Here is a 14,968-nt window from a genome sequence, read left to right on the forward strand (position 1 = left end):
TTTGGCCCTCATAGTACTTTACCTGGAGCTCATGGAGGTATCGATACCGGTGGCCCTCGTGCAGTACAGGGGCTATAGGTACTCTGTGCCCCTGAAGCTCATGTACGTGTCGGTACTACCAATAATATTCACGGCATATACCGTGTACCTAATAGGTGAAGGCCTAACACTACTTTGGAGCGCATACAATAAGGCCAACGCCAACCCGTTCCTTAATTGGTTAGCCTGCGCCCATATGACAAACCTCGGCTTAATACCATGCCCCAACTCACTGCTTTACTACTTCACGGTAGTGCCTAGAAACATCGATGCGGTATACATAGCAGTGCATATAGTGATGTATGCTGTATTGTCCGTAGTATTCGCCATTGTTTGGGTTAACTTAGCCGGCCTAAGCGCTGAGGATCAGGCTAAGTACATAGTACAGGGTGGCATGCAAATACCTGGCTTTAGGCCGAGCCCAAGGGTCATCGCTAGGTTCCTTGATAGGTACATCAGGATGCTAACAATAATTAGCGGTTTAATCGTCGGCGTAATTGCAGCCCTTGGCGATATAGCCGGAGTCTTTGGCGGCGGTATTGGCTTGATATTAGTCGTGGAGATCGTAATACAGTACTACTCATTAGCGTTGCAGGAGCAGTTATTCGAGATCTACCCAGGCTTAAGAGACTCCTTGGTAAGGAATGACGCCTTTCCCAACCTTTAAGTTTCAGAAATTTCTAAACCTGTACCCTACGGCTGGGTTACATCAATAAGCCTATGGAATACCTCCTGTCGAGAAATCTGGCGCTGTGTAAGTTACCATCGCCCTGGCTAATACCGTATTTTGATAGCCAATTAACGCCCATCAATGTCTACTCTACGAAATTCTAAACGTGAAAAAAACTTATAAATTGAGACCACATCTGTAGTTTTCGTGGGCGGTAGACAGAGGACGAGCTTATTCATGACAAGTGAGGAGGAGGAGAGGAGGCTAGGTAAGGCATTAACTGAGACTGGCGGGTCGACACAGCAACAGCAAGGTAAGCAGGCTAAGGGAGGAAAGAAGTAATTAATTCCAAGGTTAAGTTAGTGGGTTTTTAATGAGGGTTTCTAGATTAAAACCAATCATTGACATTGCAATACCCAGCGACTTCCTTGCGGAGGTGCCTGACGATAGGGAGGCCATTAGGAAGATTGGTTACCTGGGCAGGGGCGCGGCCATATTCCAGGTGAGTAAGATCATTATTTATAGGCATAGATTAGCTGGTGAGAGGGACAGGGCTAACTTCATACTAAAGAGTCTCCAGTACCTGGCAACGCACCATACCTAAGAAAGGACCTATTCAAGCTAGATAGGGATCTCAGGTATGCTGGATTGCTGCCGCCGCTAAAGACGCCTAATCACGCGCCTGGGGGTAAGCCAGGAAAGGGTGAGTATAGGGAAGGCGTTGTTGTTAGGTGGGATGGCTATTTCTCAATAATTAAGATTGGTGATGGGGTTTATGCCAAGGTACCCAAGCCAATGCCGCTGGTACCAGGGTCGTGGTCCAGGTTGATGCGCCAACTACTAGGGATGATACATATAGGGCGCATGTTATCCCGAGGGAACGTCTGGGCATTTACTGGGGCTTTGAGTCGGAGGTTATGGATATTAGTAAGTTATTTAGTAATTACGACTATGCAATCCTAACGGGCAAGGAGGGCACTGGTATTAAAGACGCAATGGAGCACGTAAGGAATGCCCTGGGCAGGGACAGGGTTCTCGTGATATTTGGTTCTCCGTATCATGGTGTTGACGAGATCCTAAGGGCTGAGGGCATGGAGTGGGCGTTGAGGAAGTACCCATTCATTAATTTCATACCCGGTCAGGGTGTTGAGACTGTGAGGACTGAGGAGGCCGTGATAGCGGTGCTATCAATACTAAACCTGGTTAGGTACCTGCATGGTTCGTTGCCCTAGTCCAGGGAACTAATAATTTTTAAATAGGGTTGTGACTACGTAGGCTGAACTATGGGTTTAAAGATTCATAGGCCAAAGCGCGGATCCATGGCTTACTACCCAAGGAAGCGCGCTGAGTCATTAGTGGCGAAGTTCAACGTATGGCCTGACCCACACCCAGGGAAGCCCCTACTGCTTGGTTTCGCAGCCTATAAGGCCGGCATGGCCCATGCCGTGGTCATTGATGATAGGCCCACAAGCCCGTTCTACAGCAAGGAGGTTATTAAGCCAGTCACAATACTTGATGCCCCGCCGATTAAGGTAATAGCCTTCAGGCATACACGTACGATCCCTGGAAAAATCTGAAGTTGAGCTTGGGTGAGGTCTGGATGCCTGATGTTCCCAAGGACATTGCCAGAAAAATATCAACACTACCTGAGAAGTTCAATAAGGAGGAGATGATGAAGAGGATACTCGATAACGTGGACGTGATAACGGAGGTCAGGGCCATCGTGGCCACACAACCAAGGCTTAGCGGCATTGGTAAGAAGACACCCGAGATATTGGAAATACCAATAGGTGGTGTTGATGATGCTAACCAATTAATTAAGTTTGCTGATTCCATACTTGGCAAGGACATAGGCATTAATGACGTATTTAGTGAGGGTCAGTACGTAGATGTTGCGGCAATAACTAAGGGTAAGGGCTGGCAGGGCGTTGTTAAGAGGTTTAACGTCAAGATACTGCCCAAGTGGCATAAGCATAGGAAGGGTTACAGGAGGATTGGAGCCATTGGTCCGCAGAATCCAGCCCTAACATTCACAACGCCGAGGCCTGGACAGATGGGCCTGCATAAGAGGACTGAGTATAATAAGAGAATACTCAGGATAGGCATGAACGGTGCCGAGATAACCCCAAGCTCGGGCTTCCCGCATTACGGCGTTATTAAGGGGCCGTACATCGTCCTTGAGGGTACAGTACCTGGCGTTGTCAAGAGACTTGTGACGCTTAGGTTTCCAGTGAGGCCTAGGCCACAGACCTACCCAACTGGTAAGGTTCAAATAGTCTGGCTATCAACACAGCCACTGCAGGGTGTATGAGCATGGCGTCCCTAGACCTATCACCACTAATAAGGCCGAAGTACGCCATACCAACGGCAGTGAAGGTACTCGACTTAAGCGGTAACGCCATTGGCGAGATTTCACTGTCTCAGCAATTCTTCGAGCCAATAAGGCCAGACTTAATACTTAGAGCCTACATTAGTGCGTTAACGGCTAGGCTACAGCCCAAGGGTACAGACCCAATGGCCGGTAAGAGGACTACCGCAGTGAGTTTCGGCATAGGGCTTGGCCTGGCGAGGGTTCCTAGGGTTAAGGGCAGTCTATGGCCCACGGCAAGGTTCGCACCAAATGTCGTTAAGGGTAGGAGGGCTCACCCACCCAAGGTTGAGAAGGTTCTTCATGAGAGGATTAATAAGAGGGAGCGTAGGAAGGCCATTAGGTCGGCCATAGCCGCAACCGCAATTAAGGACTTCGTCATTGCCAGGGGTCACATTGTTAATAAGGTTCCCCAAATACCACTCATTGTTAGTGATGAATTTGAGAGGATTGGTGTTATGGCGGATCTAAAGAAGGTTCTTACGTCACTCGGTCTTTGGGATGATGTTGAGAGGGTTGCCGAAAGGATTAGGGTTAGGTCTGGTAAGGGTAAGATGAGGGGTAGGAGGTATAAGGAGGGCAAGAGCCTACTTATTGTGACATCAACCGTTGATGCCCCGGTCATTAAGGTTGCTAGGAATCTACCTGGTGTTGATGTTGTTCCTGTGAGGAACTTAAGCGTGCTGTACCTAGCACCTGGTGGTGTCCCTGGTAGGCTAACATTATGGGTCTCAGGAGCGATTGAGGAATTGAGAAAGGGCTTGTTCATGGGGTGAGGGGCATGATAGTGAGGTTCGTACTCACAGAGAAAAGTCTTAGGCTTGCCGAGAGGGAGAATAAGATAACGATTATCGTCCCGAGAAACGCCAGTAAGAAGGAGATTAGGGATTACGTGGAGAAGACGTATAACGTTAAAGTCGAGAATGTGAATACGTTAATAACAATGACTGGTGAAAAGAAGGCTTACGTAAAGTTAACCTCTGAGTATAATGCCTATGATTTACTTGGACGACTAGGCCTGGTATGATAGGGTATTTTCAACACCCTGATCTAAATTAATATCCCTCTAAATTTAGTGATTGGCTTTATACGTATTCATTAAGGTCATAATTAAATAAAGTACATTGATACCGCGCTGAATTGTCGGACCTAACCCATAAAATCAGCACGTGGGTTCCTCCTCATCAATCAGTACTTAAGTCCTTGCATCATCGATTAGGTGGTTAATTACATGGTTAAAAGTATTTGTGACATTGGACAGCATAGACCCAGAACATCGCATCTGGTGTTCTTAACGGTAAGAACCTCCATGAAATTCCTCACTTGAATATTAATTGTGCGATCCTACATAGTGTGTTTCCCATCGTGCTTGTTGACCGTGGTTGGTAATAAATTGAAAATAAAGGTATCTTAATAAATACCTTAAGGAATTACTGAATTATGGTACACAACGCATTACTCATATGGAATAAGGTACTTGAGTTGGTTAATGATTATGAGCCTGAGGATTTATTCATGACCCTGTACAAAGGGAGACAGTCAAGGGTTCAGGCGAGTGTGAGTGTTTATGATGAAATTGAAATAGTGCAGAACCGATCAAAGTCAAGGCATTACGCCTCCATTATGGACATTAACATAATAGCCCCAGTGAATCAATTACATGAACTGGCAAAACAAGCGGTGACGTACATATACGAACATGGCCTATCCTTCAATAATTGCCAAGTCATTAATAAGGCAGGTTCCCTTACGGAATTCATAACGAACCTTGAAGTTCACAACGATATACCACTTGAGGATGCGTTATCGATGATTAAGGGTTTGTTATCACCATTTCGTAACGTAAACGTTTACTTAAGTCTTGGGACGAGGAGGGATAAAAATGAGATTGAGGTTAGGGGTAACAGTCACTTGTTCACGGATGGTAAGGTGAGAGTTTGGTCAGTACACAGGCACGCCAATGAGTTTACGTTCCTTTATGAGGTGGTCCCAAGGCCAAGGTACATAATCCAAGTGGAGCCTCCCATGGAGGAAGACGAGGGTATATCAATAATTGTCAGATCGCCGCAGGAGTATTGGACCATGGTTAAGAGAGCTGTGGTGAGTGTCGTTGGTCGTAGGAACGTGGAGATCGGGGACCTCGATAAAATAGAAAGGGAGGAGGAAGAGCAGGAGGAGGAGAGGTTAATGAGGGAGTTGATGCGTGAGGAAGAGGAGAATAGGATCCTACCTGAGTGGGAATGCGGTGAGGAGTATGGCGAGGAGTAACGACGAGTGGGGTAATGTTGCAAATCTATTGAGAACGTCTAGGGCAAATAAGGTAACTATTTACCTCAAGCAGGCCGGTGGTAATCCGAAAATAGAGGTTATGATGAGAACATCGATTAAGTCGAGAATTAAGGGTCATGAAAGGAGGAGAGAACGTAAGGAGCGTCCATAAGTATTTCCGGGACAGAGACCTACCTCCGACGACTTACGCCACATATAATTAGTTATGCGCAGATGCATGAGCTGGATCATGAGCTAATAATGATCAACGCCAAGGCAGGTATAATTAGGGATTATCTACCAGCACCGCACATTGATGGTAACACCATTGAGGAGGCTGCGGCTAAGATCAAGGAATTGACCGAGAGTATCGTTGATGATTTAATAATTCATTTATTTGATGATTATCCTGACTGGACGAGCATTACCGATATGGATTACCTATTCACCGATGGGTGGGTAAGACTTAAGGAGGATGTTGATGCGAGCATTTATGGTGGATATAACAAGAGGTATAATGTGGAGTACTCCGTGAGTGTGGGTGGCACGTGGCTCATAAACACGAACCTCTCGTATGGAAAGGACGGATTTCACGTGATTGCTGTCACACCACGTAAGAACTGGAGAGCCATTATTGAATTAATGAAGTATGTGGCTCCCGGCGATAGGTTATTCTTCGTGGATGAGGATAGGGATTGCGTATTGCCATTCCCAATTAGGCATTATCAATGACTGGGTTGGATCAATCGGCCATGCGTGGTTCTCCAATCATGTGAAAAACTATTTAAATGCACTAGTGCATTTGTATTATGATGAGGATGCTTCACCTCGCTGATTTGATGAGGAATCCTTTAAGTACTGATTGGTGAATCATGTAATTAATTCACAGGTACTTAGTACTCATCATGTAATGCATGAGTTAATACCTGTGTCGGTGGGTAAGGCGCGGTGTAAGATTTATTAGTGCTTGGTTTAGTTCTTGGTCGTGGACGTAATTAAGGAGGTTAGCAATGACGTGTTGCGGCTTGCTTTCATTAAGGATAATCAGTCATTTCTACTGGAGGTTCTGCGCATCGATGGCTTTAATGAGGAGAGTTATAGGAGATTAAGGAGGTATATTAAGGAGAGACTTGGTGAGGAGTTTTCGAGCATTATAAGCCTGGAGTCAGGCAAGGCATTGGCTAAGGTATTGCTGATAGGTGCTGACCAGGTTGGACAGTCATTAATTAATGATGTAATAGATAATGAATTGAATAAGGTCAATTCATGGATATCAAGTGGGGTAATTAAGGAGATTATTGACAAGGTCTCGGGCGAGTTAAAGGAGACTAGGAAGTCCAGGAAGTCGAGGAAAAAGAAAAGAAAGAGGAAAGGCAGGAAGTCCAAAGGCAGTAAGGGGTCTAAGAGTAGGTCCAAGAGATCGAGGAGCTCGTGAACACCCTAAATTACTGAAAATAATGGGAAAAAAGGCTTTTTATAGGGGTTACTTCCTACGAAGATAGAATGTCCGCAACACCCTTCGAGAAGCCACAAGGCACTGCAGAGGTACCACACATAGAGGTTGATGAAGAAACTAAGGAGATAATAAAGGAGATACTATCTCAAATGAAGAACCCGGTCGAGGTACTATTCTTCACTAGCAACACTTGTGGCAATAGGGACACCAATTGGTGCGTACCAACCGAGGAATTACTGGATCTGCTAGCTGAACTGGCGCCTCCTGGTAAGTTAGTGCTGAGGAAGATTAAGTATGAGGAGAATAGTGACGCCTTCACTAAGTACAACGTTGAGCCACAGAGGGTCCCCGTAATATACCTGCTTGATGGTGCAATTAGGTACCTAGGGGCACCACTTGGTGAGGAGGTTAGGGCCTTCATAGAGACCATAGTGAGGGTCTCCGTTGGTGAAACGAAGTTAAGGCCTAAAACGAAGAAGGGTCTCGAGGCCTTGATAAACTCGGGCAATAGTAGGAGGGTTGAGGTCATGACCGTTGTCACACCATCATGCCCATACTGCCCGTATGCAGTCCTAATGGCTAACATGTTTGCATATGATAGTAAGGGTAAGGTTGTTTCAGTAACGGTTGAGGCTTATGAGGAGAGTGATATTGCCGATGCTTATCAAGTTACTGCCGTGCTACTGTTGTGCTTAAGAGGGAGGATCAGGAGGTCGGTAATGTGGAGTTCATAGGTGTTCCTCCAGAAAGTGATTTGTTAAAGAAGGTTCTTGATTATAGTGGTGTGAATCTGCAGTGATTCCCTTAAAATATTAAAGTTAAAGCCGGTTAGTAAAAATGAATAGGCATGAGGATATTCTTTGTAACAGGCAATGAGGCTAAATTCCATGAGGCTTCATTAGTCCTTAGAGAGTTCGGTGTGAATCTTGTGATTGACCGTGAACATAAGAAGATTGAGATACAGAGCGATAACCTTGAAGATATTGTTAGCAATGCACTAGGTGAAATATGCAGTAGTAACGTTACTAATTACTTCGTTGTTGAGGATGATGGTCTATTCATAAATAGGCTAAATGGATTTCCAGGTCCATACTCAGCCTATGTCTATAAAACAATAGGGCTTACAGGCATTTTAAAGCTAATGAGCGGTGTTGAGGATAGGTCAGCCTACTTTAAGTCCGTGGTTGGCCTATGCGGCCCTAAAATCAACATTAAGCTATTTACCGGTATCGTACGTGGAAGTATAGCAATGGAGCCTAGGGGTTCTGAGGGCTTTGGGTTCGATCCAATATTCATACCTGATGGTTATGATAAGACCTTCGCCGAGCTAGGCATTGATATTAAGAATAAGTTGTCCCATAGGCTAGGGCATTTAGGTCCCTGGGTACTTGGTTATTAGGTAATTCTCAAACGATTAATCTTAATCATTATTAGTGCAACTTCGTAAATCAATGCCGCCGCTATACCAATGAGCAGTGACATTAATAGGTAACTTATGTTTAATGATTGACTGTACCTACACAGTACGGATGTTATCGGCTTTGATGGTTGTATTATATAGAGCATGGGCCTGCCGAATATGTACACCATATATACGGGTATGGAGGGCGAACCAGTGGTGCATATTATATTGCCTGTGCCCTCAGGTACTATTATTACTGAATTGATCATTGTTCCATATGTAGTTAATGAAGTCGAACTATTAATAATTGTGGGTGGAGAGCCACTATAGGATATTAATTCTATGAAGTAGCTATTTTTTTTCTATGGTATAGTTATACAAACCCGATGCACTACTTACTGGTATTGTTAGGTTACAAAGTACAACATTATCTCTGGTAACTGTTATGTTTATCTCATCGATCGGTAATTGATTATTCGCAGCCATTATACTTAACTCAACGGTGTAATTACCAGCTGTTGAGGCCATTTTAACTACAACTGCGTTGTTTGTTATCGTTGTGGCGCTTGATACTATGTATATTGTTGATGGATTTATTCCGCATTTACTTAGGCCCTGGGTAATATTGTTGTTTAACTGCATTATGAAAGTGTTATTTATGGTGTATCCCATCACCACCAGGTTCGTTGTGAGTAAGATCATTGTAAATAGAACTATTATGAGTGTTAATCCATACCTATTCATCATTAGGGTATGTGCTTCTGGCTTATTAATAGTTTCTTCATTAAGAGTCTTCGTAACTCTCCACATTTATTATTGAGGTTATCAAACCCTCCTTCTTCATGTTTAATAACGTTCTTACTAAATGAGTTCTTAATATTTTAGTCCCGCAGTATGTGCAGTATGGCTTTCCATTAATTAGGACCGTTACTCTGGTCGAGCCACAGGCACTGCACTTAAGCATTGGTTTACCGATGCTGAGGTTTAATATTAGGCTTATGTTTCCATTAAAGGTAATATTCTATGGAATCTTCCCGCTCCTTATTTATAGGTTTCGTGGTTTTGTCTTTCGCTTCAACTAAAGCAAATGGTTTAAAATTGGGTAGGGTCCATGGTGTTAATTGTATAGTGTAAGTACGATGAGTAGCTACGATGTCAAATTTTCAGTAACCACTAAGGAGTTGGATAACGCCTATGGATTACTTCACCCTGTAATTCAATCAGCTCTTATTGAAAGGGGGTTCTTAAAGGCCACGGAGCCTCAGAGGTTAGCTATTCCGAAGATCCTTAGTGGGCGTAATGTGTTGATAATAGCGCCAACGGGCAGTGGTAAGACGGAGGCTGCCGTATTGCCAGTCCTCTCGATGCTTAGGTGGGGTATGGATAAGGGTGAGTTCGCCGATAAGGGTATATACATTCTCTATGTTACACCACTTAGGGCGTTGAATAGGGACTTGCTTGATAGGCTTGTTTGGTGGGGTGAGAGGGTTGGTATTAAGGTTGGTGTTAGGCATGGGGACACTGACCAGAGCGATAGGGTCAAGCAGAGTAAGGATCCCCCTCAAATGCTCATAACGACGCCCGAGACCCTCCAGGCCATTTTATCAGGTAAGAGACTAAGGGAGCACTTAATGAAGCTTAGGTGGATAATCATTGACGAGGTTCATGAATTAGCCGAGGATAAGAGAGGTACGCAATTGACCTTGACCCTGGAAAGGATTAAGTGGTTGATTGGTAGGAGGCCGCAGATAATTGGCTTGTCAGCACGGTGGGTAGTCCCGAGGAGGTTGCCAGGTTCCTTGTTGGTAATGATGAGGAATGCGACATTGTACAGTCAAGCATCATTAGAGAGATGAGGATGGACGTACTACATCCGGAGCCCACTAAGGAGGATGAGGATGTGGCCAAGAGCGTTTACCTATACCCAGATGCGGTTGCCAGGCTCAGGGTGATTAAAGACCTAGTGAGTGGGAGTGGTTCAACGATAGTCTTTGTTAACACACGATCAATGGCTGAACTACTGATGTATAGGTTCACAATGCTTGGCTATGACTCGGTGGGTATACACCATAGCTCATTATCTAAGGTTTCGAGGATAACCACGGAGAGGGCGTTCAAGGATGGTAAGTTAAAGGCGGTCATAGCAACATCAAGCCTTGAGTTGGGTATTGACATCGGCCACGTGGACTTCGTAATACAGTACCTATCGCCCCACCAGGTTATTAGGCTTGTTCAGAGGATTGGTAGGAGTGGCCATAGGCTTGATAAGATCCCAAGGGGTGTGGTGATAACCGAGGACTTGAATGACACACTTGAGGCTGTGGCGATAATAAACAGGGCTAAGTCTGGGCTCCTTGAGGCAACCCAAATACCTGATAAGCCATATGATGTTCTCGTTCACCAAATAGTCAGTTTATTGATGATCAAGAGTAGGTGGACAATCGATGAACTTTATGATTTAATAAGGAGGGCTTACCCATACAGGAAGTTGTCAATTGAGGAGCTTAAGGGCGTGCTTAGGTTCATGAGTGATGTCCTCAATCCAAGGCTTGCCTACTTCATTGAAAATGAGGGTGTCGTACTTAAGCCAAGCGGTGTTAGGGCCAGGAGGGAGATGTATAGGTACTTCTTTGAGCAGATGTCTATGATACCCGACGAAAAGCACTACCTAGTCATTAACCAAGCTAATGAGGAACCATTGGAGTGCTTGATGAGGCATTCGTCGCTGAGTATGGGGAGCCCGGTATTAAGTTCGTGTTTAGGGGTGGTGTTTGGGTTTTACAGAAGATTGTCGGTGATACGATCTACGTGGCACCGGCTAAGGACACGGTTGGTGCAATACCATCATGGGTTGGTGAGGAAATCCCCGTACCTTTCGAGATCGCGCAGGATGTTGGCAATATTAAGGAGGAAATAAGTAACTACATAACCAAGGTTGGTCCTGAGGCAACCATAAATACCTTCGCAACGAAGCTGGGTGTCTCCAGTGATACGATTAAGTACGTCGTGAGTAAGGTGATGGAGCACGTCGAAAGTGGGGTTCCAGTGCCCTCGCATAGACTTGTCCTTATTGAGCGTGTTGGTGATTTAATAGTGCTTTATACGCATGGTGGTACGTTAGTCAACAGGACAATAGCCAGAATGCTTGGGGAGGTATTAACCGAGAGGCTTGGTTACCCGGTTGGTGTTCAGCAGGATGCTTACGCGGTCATACTGCAACTACCAAGGCCGGGCATCGACACGACGCTTATCGTACAAACAATAATGGATGTGGCTAACATGGATGACAAGACGTTTATTGACTACGCAATGAGGGCCATAACCAAGACGGGAATTTTCAAGAGGAAGTTTGTTCACGTTGCAAGGAGGTTCGATGTAATTAAAAAGGACAGGGAGTTAAGCGACCTAGCAATAACCAACTTAATAGAGCTTTATAAGGGGTCGCCAGTATTCACGGAGACCCTTAAGGAGGTCCTAATGAGAGACTTTGATCTAGATAATACATTCTTATTTCTAAAGTCTTTGGTCAATGGCGAGAGGAGGTTAATAACAATAGAGAGGAGTGAGTTTAGCCCAATGAGTAAGGAGGTCGTGGATAAGATAAGCCATAGGCTTGAAGTAATGGCGCCCGACAAGCTCGATAAGTTGGTTAGGGAGAGCGTTAAAGCTAGGCTATTAAATGAATCAATGACACTTGTATGTCTTAACTGTGGTTGGGTTGGCTCGGTCAGGAATAAGGACCTACCAGACAGGCCCAAATGCCCTAACTGCGGCTCAGAAAAACTCGGTGCATTAAGGATCGATGAGGAGAGGGTAAAGCAAGTCGTGGAACGGTGGAGGGAGGGCAAGGCCAAGTCTGAGGACAATGAACTTATTGAATACATAAATAGGACGGCTGAACTCGTTGGTAAGTACGGCAAGCTCGCTGTGCTTGCACTATCCAGTAGGGTTAGGATTGATGATATTGAAGAGTTCTTGCCAAAGATAAGCGACATTGATAAACTGGTGCTTATTATTCATGATCTCGAGAAGAGGGAATTAAGGAGGAGGTTCATGGAGTGATACTTCATAGACTGCCTTAATTAGTGCTGCTTCATCCTCATTAAACCCCGTCCTCTTCAACTCGGCAAACCTCCTGTAAATTTCCACAGCCTTCTCGATTATTAACGTCTTACAATTATCATTTATACACATACTAAATGGTGGAACATCCCTCCTAATAAGCCCAATGACGCTACTCCCCTGCCCAATGTACTTACCGCTCATTATCGACGTGTTAATCCCCACCTTAACCCAATCACCAATTATTGAGCCAAGCTTAATCATACCAGTATCAATACCCATGTACCTAATGATGCCTATTGTATTCTTCAGATTCGAAGTTACTGACCCGGCCCCAATATTAACCCACCTACCACGTAGGAGTCGCCCAGGTAACTAAAGTGCTCCTTAAGGCTGTGCATATCCATTATTGAGTTCTTAACCTCGCCACCAACTGCATTATTCATGTATAGAACCGTGCCCTCCTAACGTACGCATGAGGCAGCACCCTGGAGCCTGGACCGAGTAGTGATGGGCCCTTAATATAAGTCAATGGTTCAATAATGGTATTTATCGCTATTACATTACCTGCCCTCTCATCAATAACGGCATTACTCGAGATGTCCGAGTCCACGGCCTTATCACCGATGATTTTCATTAAGTACTTAGAATTACTGCGGAGTAATTCGGTATTCCACTTAATTATTGACCAAATACCATCAGCCATTGGTAAGTCACAATTATTAATCGTATCTTTCACACCTGCTCCACGTTCATTAGTAATACTGAGTAGAGCCTTATCACCGCATCTAATCTCGACTCCAGTCATCGCATTACTCATCAATTTATTTAGCACATCTATCTGAGGAATTAACGATGTGCCTATCCACAAGGTTACTCCACTTATATCCTCAGTACTATGTACATACTTTACTGAATACTTCAGGTTAAGTCTAGACAATATTGAATCGGCAATGCCTCGCCAATACCTAGCTAGATAATCGCGGGTGATAACGTATATATTCACGTCATATCCCAGGTTCATTAACCATAATGCTACGTGTTCGTAGTATCGAAGACCACCAATTATCAAGTCACTGAGTGGTGTACTAATTGATAATGGGTAGTAGTTCCTGTAATTGCCCTCAATTATCACGACATTATCAAACTGCACATTAGGTATTACAGCCGTAATTATTAAGGTTTATTCACACCCTGCCCCTCAAGCACTAACTCTAAGTACGTCCTCCTCTCAATCCAATCCCTCCTAAGGCCCATCCTATCTCCAAGCCGGAGTACCTCTTCCGTGGCTTTATTTATTAGTTCCTTATCATTAACCATGGTCTCAACCTCAACAAAGCTTCCCAATCCCTCGACCGTGTCCATGTATATTGTGAAATTCTCATAATTATAAATATCCCTCCTCTTCACCACCCTAGCCACCTCCTTAAACCCAAGTCTCCTGAGAATCTCAAGGAGGCTGTCAAGGTCATTGACGGTAACACTCAATTCCTCACGGGTCTTCCCAACACTGCCAATACGTGGGCCTTTATACGTTAGTACTACAGTGCCGTCGCCATATACCCTAACCCTAAGTGCCTCGTCAGTCTTCGCAAAGTCCCTAACCGGGCTATTAAAGTATATGTCGGTCTCCTCGGTATGCTCGAGAAACTTCGCATTCAATGATTTCAGATTATCCTTAACCCTATCGTGGCTTGGAACCCTATACTTAACCTCAACCTCAAACACAGCATTATGGCAGTGCCTACTAATTTATAAACTATGTCCTGACTTATTGTTTAATAATTTGATTAAACAATAAACGGTATTAATGAACAGAGGATTTATAAATTATTTAAAATAACCATTATAACGATGGATAGGGAATACCAAGTCTTCATCAGGGAGTCTACGGGTTTGGTTAGGGAGGCTGGTTTTTGGGATGCTGTTTCGATTAATGTTGCCAATATGTCGGTTGGTGCTGCTTTGGCATCTATAGGCTTTACATTGGCAGCACTATCAACCGTGGCGACCGTGGCAGGCGCAAACCTTGTATATGCTTCCCTCATAGCCGCCCTCTTTGCACTGCCGCAGGTAATCGTCTACTCCACGCTAATTAGGTACATACCGAGGGTCGGCGGTGACTACATATGGCTAGGAAGAGCCCTAGGACCAAAACTAGCCTGGCTAACTAATGGGCTTGTCCTCGGCTTTGTAATAGAGAGCTTGGCATATTATGCATTGATAGCCTTTGCGGCTGTTTTTCAGTTGGAGTCGGTTTTGCCAATACTGGGTGTTAATATTTCATTAACGACTGCTCAAGAGGTTGGTATAGGCATTGCCTTCTTCGCCGTCATAGTCCTAGCCAACATACTTGGTACAAAGTATGGGATTAAACTAATGACGGCACTAACAGTAGTATCACTACTTGGTCTATTGACGGCCATAATTTTGCTCTTCATAATGCCTAAGACCCAGGTCATTAGTGCTGTATCCTCATTATTACCAACTGGTTATACGTATTCAAAAATAGCCAGCAGTTATACAGGGCCCTACTTCTCCATGAACACCATATTGATGCTATTACCCTTCTTCGCAATATATGTATACCCGTGGTTGAATGCTGGGCCTGCAATAGCCTCTGAGATAAAAGGCAAAAGCGCCCTTCACTGGAATATCCCCATGGCGTTCCTATTCTCATTAGTATTCTTAACCCTCGGCTTC

General features: G+C 44.5%; 22 protein-coding genes and 2 pseudogenes. 17 read left to right on the forward strand and 7 right to left on the reverse strand.

What is annotated here, in order from left to right; all coding sequences use genetic code 11:
• Nucleotide 1 precedes the first annotated feature (1 nt).
• The 13 genes and pseudogenes from JCM16159_RS19630 (at nucleotide 2) to JCM16159_RS12325 (ending at nucleotide 8,200) form a co-directional block, all read left to right on the forward strand.
• Complete coding sequence (locus tag JCM16159_RS19630; protein WP_367834510.1) at nucleotides 2–706, forward strand: hypothetical protein; 705 nt, start codon at nucleotides 2–4, stop codon at nucleotides 704–706.
• 210 nt (nucleotides 707–916) lie between these two features.
• Nucleotides 917–1,051: a hypothetical protein gene (locus tag JCM16159_RS19635; protein WP_367834511.1), complete on the forward strand. Its 135-nt coding sequence runs from the start codon at nucleotides 917–919 to the stop codon at nucleotides 1,049–1,051.
• Nucleotides 1,052–1,082: 31 nt separating this feature from the next.
• Entirely contained in the window at nucleotides 1,083–1,313 is a 231-nt protein-coding gene (locus JCM16159_RS19640) for a putative RNA uridine N3 methyltransferase (RefSeq protein ID WP_367834512.1), read from the forward strand.
• Nucleotides 1,314–1,524: 211 nt separating this feature from the next.
• Nucleotides 1,525–1,941, forward strand: coding sequence for a putative RNA uridine N3 methyltransferase (locus JCM16159_RS19645; protein ID WP_367834513.1), 417 nt, complete (start codon nucleotides 1,525–1,527; stop codon nucleotides 1,939–1,941).
• Nucleotides 1,942–1,992: 51 nt separating this feature from the next.
• Nucleotides 1,993–3,020: pseudogene (locus tag JCM16159_RS12285) on the forward strand (50S ribosomal protein L3).
• Nucleotides 3,017–3,853 carry a 50S ribosomal protein L4 gene (gene rpl4p, locus JCM16159_RS12290; RefSeq protein WP_054858010.1) on the forward strand — a complete coding sequence of 279 codons (837 nt, stop codon included), beginning with the start codon at nucleotides 3,017–3,019 and terminating at the stop codon, nucleotides 3,851–3,853. The pseudogene JCM16159_RS12285 and the gene rpl4p overlap by 4 nt, the downstream one beginning before the upstream one ends.
• Nucleotides 3,854–3,858: 5 nt before the next feature.
• Nucleotides 3,859–4,104: a 50S ribosomal protein L23 gene (locus tag JCM16159_RS12295; RefSeq protein WP_054858024.1), complete on the forward strand. Its 246-nt coding sequence runs from the start codon at nucleotides 3,859–3,861 to the stop codon at nucleotides 4,102–4,104.
• Between the two features lie 413 nt (nucleotides 4,105–4,517).
• Complete coding sequence (locus JCM16159_RS12300; RefSeq protein WP_054858011.1) at nucleotides 4,518–5,345, forward strand: hypothetical protein; 828 nt, start codon at nucleotides 4,518–4,520, stop codon at nucleotides 5,343–5,345.
• The gene (locus JCM16159_RS12305) at nucleotides 5,332–5,517 is read left to right on the forward strand and encodes a hypothetical protein (RefSeq protein WP_243666866.1); all 186 of its coding nucleotides are present in this window, start codon (nucleotides 5,332–5,334) and stop codon (nucleotides 5,515–5,517) included. The genes JCM16159_RS12300 and JCM16159_RS12305 overlap by 14 nt, the downstream gene beginning before the upstream one ends.
• A 62-nt stretch (nucleotides 5,518–5,579) precedes the next feature.
• The gene (locus JCM16159_RS12310) at nucleotides 5,580–6,077 is read left to right on the forward strand and encodes a hypothetical protein (protein WP_054858013.1); all 498 of its coding nucleotides are present in this window, start codon (nucleotides 5,580–5,582) and stop codon (nucleotides 6,075–6,077) included.
• Between the two features lie 253 nt (nucleotides 6,078–6,330).
• Complete coding sequence (locus tag JCM16159_RS12315; protein ID WP_054858014.1) at nucleotides 6,331–6,780, forward strand: hypothetical protein; 450 nt, start codon at nucleotides 6,331–6,333, stop codon at nucleotides 6,778–6,780.
• Nucleotides 6,781–6,848: 68 nt separating this feature from the next.
• Nucleotides 6,849–7,600 (forward strand): annotated as a pseudogene (locus JCM16159_RS12320) (thioredoxin family protein).
• Nucleotides 7,601–7,648: 48 nt separating this feature from the next.
• Nucleotides 7,649–8,200, forward strand: a complete 552-nt coding sequence (locus JCM16159_RS12325; protein ID WP_054858015.1) for an XTP/dITP diphosphatase — start codon at nucleotides 7,649–7,651, stop codon at nucleotides 8,198–8,200.
• Here JCM16159_RS12325 and JCM16159_RS12330 read toward each other — a convergent pair.
• The 3 genes from JCM16159_RS12330 to JCM16159_RS17835 form a co-directional block, all read right to left on the reverse strand.
• Nucleotides 8,197–8,472: a hypothetical protein gene (locus JCM16159_RS12330; RefSeq protein WP_054858016.1), complete on the reverse strand. Its 276-nt coding sequence runs from the start codon at nucleotides 8,470–8,472 to the stop codon at nucleotides 8,197–8,199. The two genes, JCM16159_RS12325 and JCM16159_RS12330, sit on opposite strands and share 4 nt — an antisense overlap.
• An 82-nt stretch (nucleotides 8,473–8,554) precedes the next feature.
• Nucleotides 8,555–8,950 carry a hypothetical protein gene (locus tag JCM16159_RS12335; protein ID WP_243666867.1) on the reverse strand — a complete coding sequence of 132 codons (396 nt, stop codon included), beginning with the start codon at nucleotides 8,948–8,950 and terminating at the stop codon, nucleotides 8,555–8,557.
• Between the two features lie 37 nt (nucleotides 8,951–8,987).
• A complete protein-coding gene (locus JCM16159_RS17835; protein WP_243666868.1) occupies nucleotides 8,988–9,167 on the reverse strand; it encodes a TFIIB-type zinc finger domain-containing protein in 180 nt (59 codons plus the stop codon).
• A 157-nt stretch (nucleotides 9,168–9,324) separates the two neighbouring features.
• On the opposite strand from JCM16159_RS17835, the gene JCM16159_RS19650 reads away from it, so the two are divergent.
• From JCM16159_RS19650 to JCM16159_RS19660, 3 genes are all read left to right on the forward strand, one after another.
• The gene (locus JCM16159_RS19650; protein ID WP_367834514.1) at nucleotides 9,325–10,059 is read left to right on the forward strand and encodes a DEAD/DEAH box helicase; all 735 of its coding nucleotides are present in this window, start codon (nucleotides 9,325–9,327) and stop codon (nucleotides 10,057–10,059) included.
• Nucleotides 9,972–11,120 (forward strand): helicase-related protein, encoded by a 1,149-nt coding sequence (locus tag JCM16159_RS19655; protein ID WP_367834515.1) that lies wholly within the window; start codon nucleotides 9,972–9,974, stop codon nucleotides 11,118–11,120. Before JCM16159_RS19650 ends, JCM16159_RS19655 begins: the two co-directional genes overlap by 88 nt.
• Before the next feature lie 101 nt (nucleotides 11,121–11,221).
• A complete protein-coding gene (locus JCM16159_RS19660) occupies nucleotides 11,222–12,265 on the forward strand; it encodes a hypothetical protein (RefSeq protein WP_367834517.1) in 1,044 nt (347 codons plus the stop codon).
• Here the strand turns inward: JCM16159_RS19660 and JCM16159_RS12350 are convergent.
• From JCM16159_RS12350 to cyaB, 4 genes are read right to left on the reverse strand one after another with little or no spacing between them, the layout of a single operon-like run.
• Nucleotides 12,242–12,547 (reverse strand): hypothetical protein, encoded by a 306-nt coding sequence (locus JCM16159_RS12350; RefSeq protein ID WP_054858019.1) that lies wholly within the window; start codon nucleotides 12,545–12,547, stop codon nucleotides 12,242–12,244. The genes JCM16159_RS19660 and JCM16159_RS12350 overlap by 24 nt on opposite strands.
• Nucleotides 12,548–12,585: 38 nt before the next feature.
• On the reverse strand, nucleotides 12,586–12,711 hold the full coding sequence (locus JCM16159_RS19665) for a hypothetical protein (RefSeq protein WP_367834516.1): 126 nt from the start codon (nucleotides 12,709–12,711) through the stop codon (nucleotides 12,586–12,588).
• Entirely contained in the window at nucleotides 12,708–13,418 is a 711-nt protein-coding gene (locus tag JCM16159_RS12355; protein ID WP_054858020.1) for a hypothetical protein, read from the reverse strand. Before JCM16159_RS12355 ends, JCM16159_RS19665 begins: the two co-directional genes overlap by 4 nt.
• Before the next feature lie 23 nt (nucleotides 13,419–13,441).
• On the reverse strand, nucleotides 13,442–13,993 hold the full coding sequence (gene cyaB, locus JCM16159_RS12360; RefSeq protein ID WP_054858021.1) for a class IV adenylate cyclase: 552 nt from the start codon (nucleotides 13,991–13,993) through the stop codon (nucleotides 13,442–13,444).
• 126 nt (nucleotides 13,994–14,119) lie between these two features.
• Here cyaB and JCM16159_RS12365 point away from each other — a divergent pair.
• Nucleotides 14,120–14,968 (forward strand): amino acid permease (locus JCM16159_RS12365; RefSeq protein WP_243666869.1); only part of this gene is annotated, 849 nt, incomplete at its 3' end.

The sequence above is a fragment of the Vulcanisaeta sp. JCM 16159 genome, from assembly GCF_001316265.1.
GTDB lineage: Archaea > Thermoproteota > Thermoprotei > Thermoproteales > Thermocladiaceae > Vulcanisaeta.

Bases quoted from the DNA above. Each gene is read 5' to 3' on its own strand.
- JCM16159_RS19640 (WP_367834512.1), top strand. From the start codon at position 1,083: ATGAGGGTTTCTAGATTAAAACCAATCATTGACATTGCAATACCCAGC.
- rpl4p (WP_054858010.1), top strand. From the start codon at position 3,017: ATGAGCATGGCGTCCCTAGACCTATCACCACTAATAAGGCCGAAGTAC.
- JCM16159_RS12295 (WP_054858024.1), top strand. From the start codon at position 3,859: ATGATAGTGAGGTTCGTACTCACAGAGAAAAGTCTTAGGCTTGCCGAG.
- JCM16159_RS12300 (WP_054858011.1), top strand. From the start codon at position 4,518: ATGGTACACAACGCATTACTCATATGGAATAAGGTACTTGAGTTGGTT.
- JCM16159_RS12305 (WP_243666866.1), top strand. From the start codon at position 5,332: ATGGCGAGGAGTAACGACGAGTGGGGTAATGTTGCAAATCTATTGAGA.
- JCM16159_RS12310 (WP_054858013.1), top strand. From the start codon at position 5,580: ATGCATGAGCTGGATCATGAGCTAATAATGATCAACGCCAAGGCAGGT.
- JCM16159_RS12325 (WP_054858015.1), top strand. From the start codon at position 7,649: ATGAGGATATTCTTTGTAACAGGCAATGAGGCTAAATTCCATGAGGCT.
- JCM16159_RS12330 (WP_054858016.1), bottom strand. From the start codon at position 8,472: ATGATCAATTCAGTAATAATAGTACCTGAGGGCACAGGCAATATAATA.
- JCM16159_RS12335 (WP_243666867.1), bottom strand. From the start codon at position 8,950: ATGATGAATAGGTATGGATTAACACTCATAATAGTTCTATTTACAATG.
- JCM16159_RS17835 (WP_243666868.1), bottom strand. From the start codon at position 9,167: ATGCTTAAGTGCAGTGCCTGTGGCTCGACCAGAGTAACGGTCCTAATT.
- JCM16159_RS19660 (WP_367834517.1), top strand. From the start codon at position 11,222: ATGGAGCACGTCGAAAGTGGGGTTCCAGTGCCCTCGCATAGACTTGTC.
- JCM16159_RS12350 (WP_054858019.1), bottom strand. From the start codon at position 12,547: ATGGGTATTGATACTGGTATGATTAAGCTTGGCTCAATAATTGGTGAT.
- JCM16159_RS19665 (WP_367834516.1), bottom strand. From the start codon at position 12,711: ATGAATAATGCAGTTGGTGGCGAGGTTAAGAACTCAATAATGGATATG.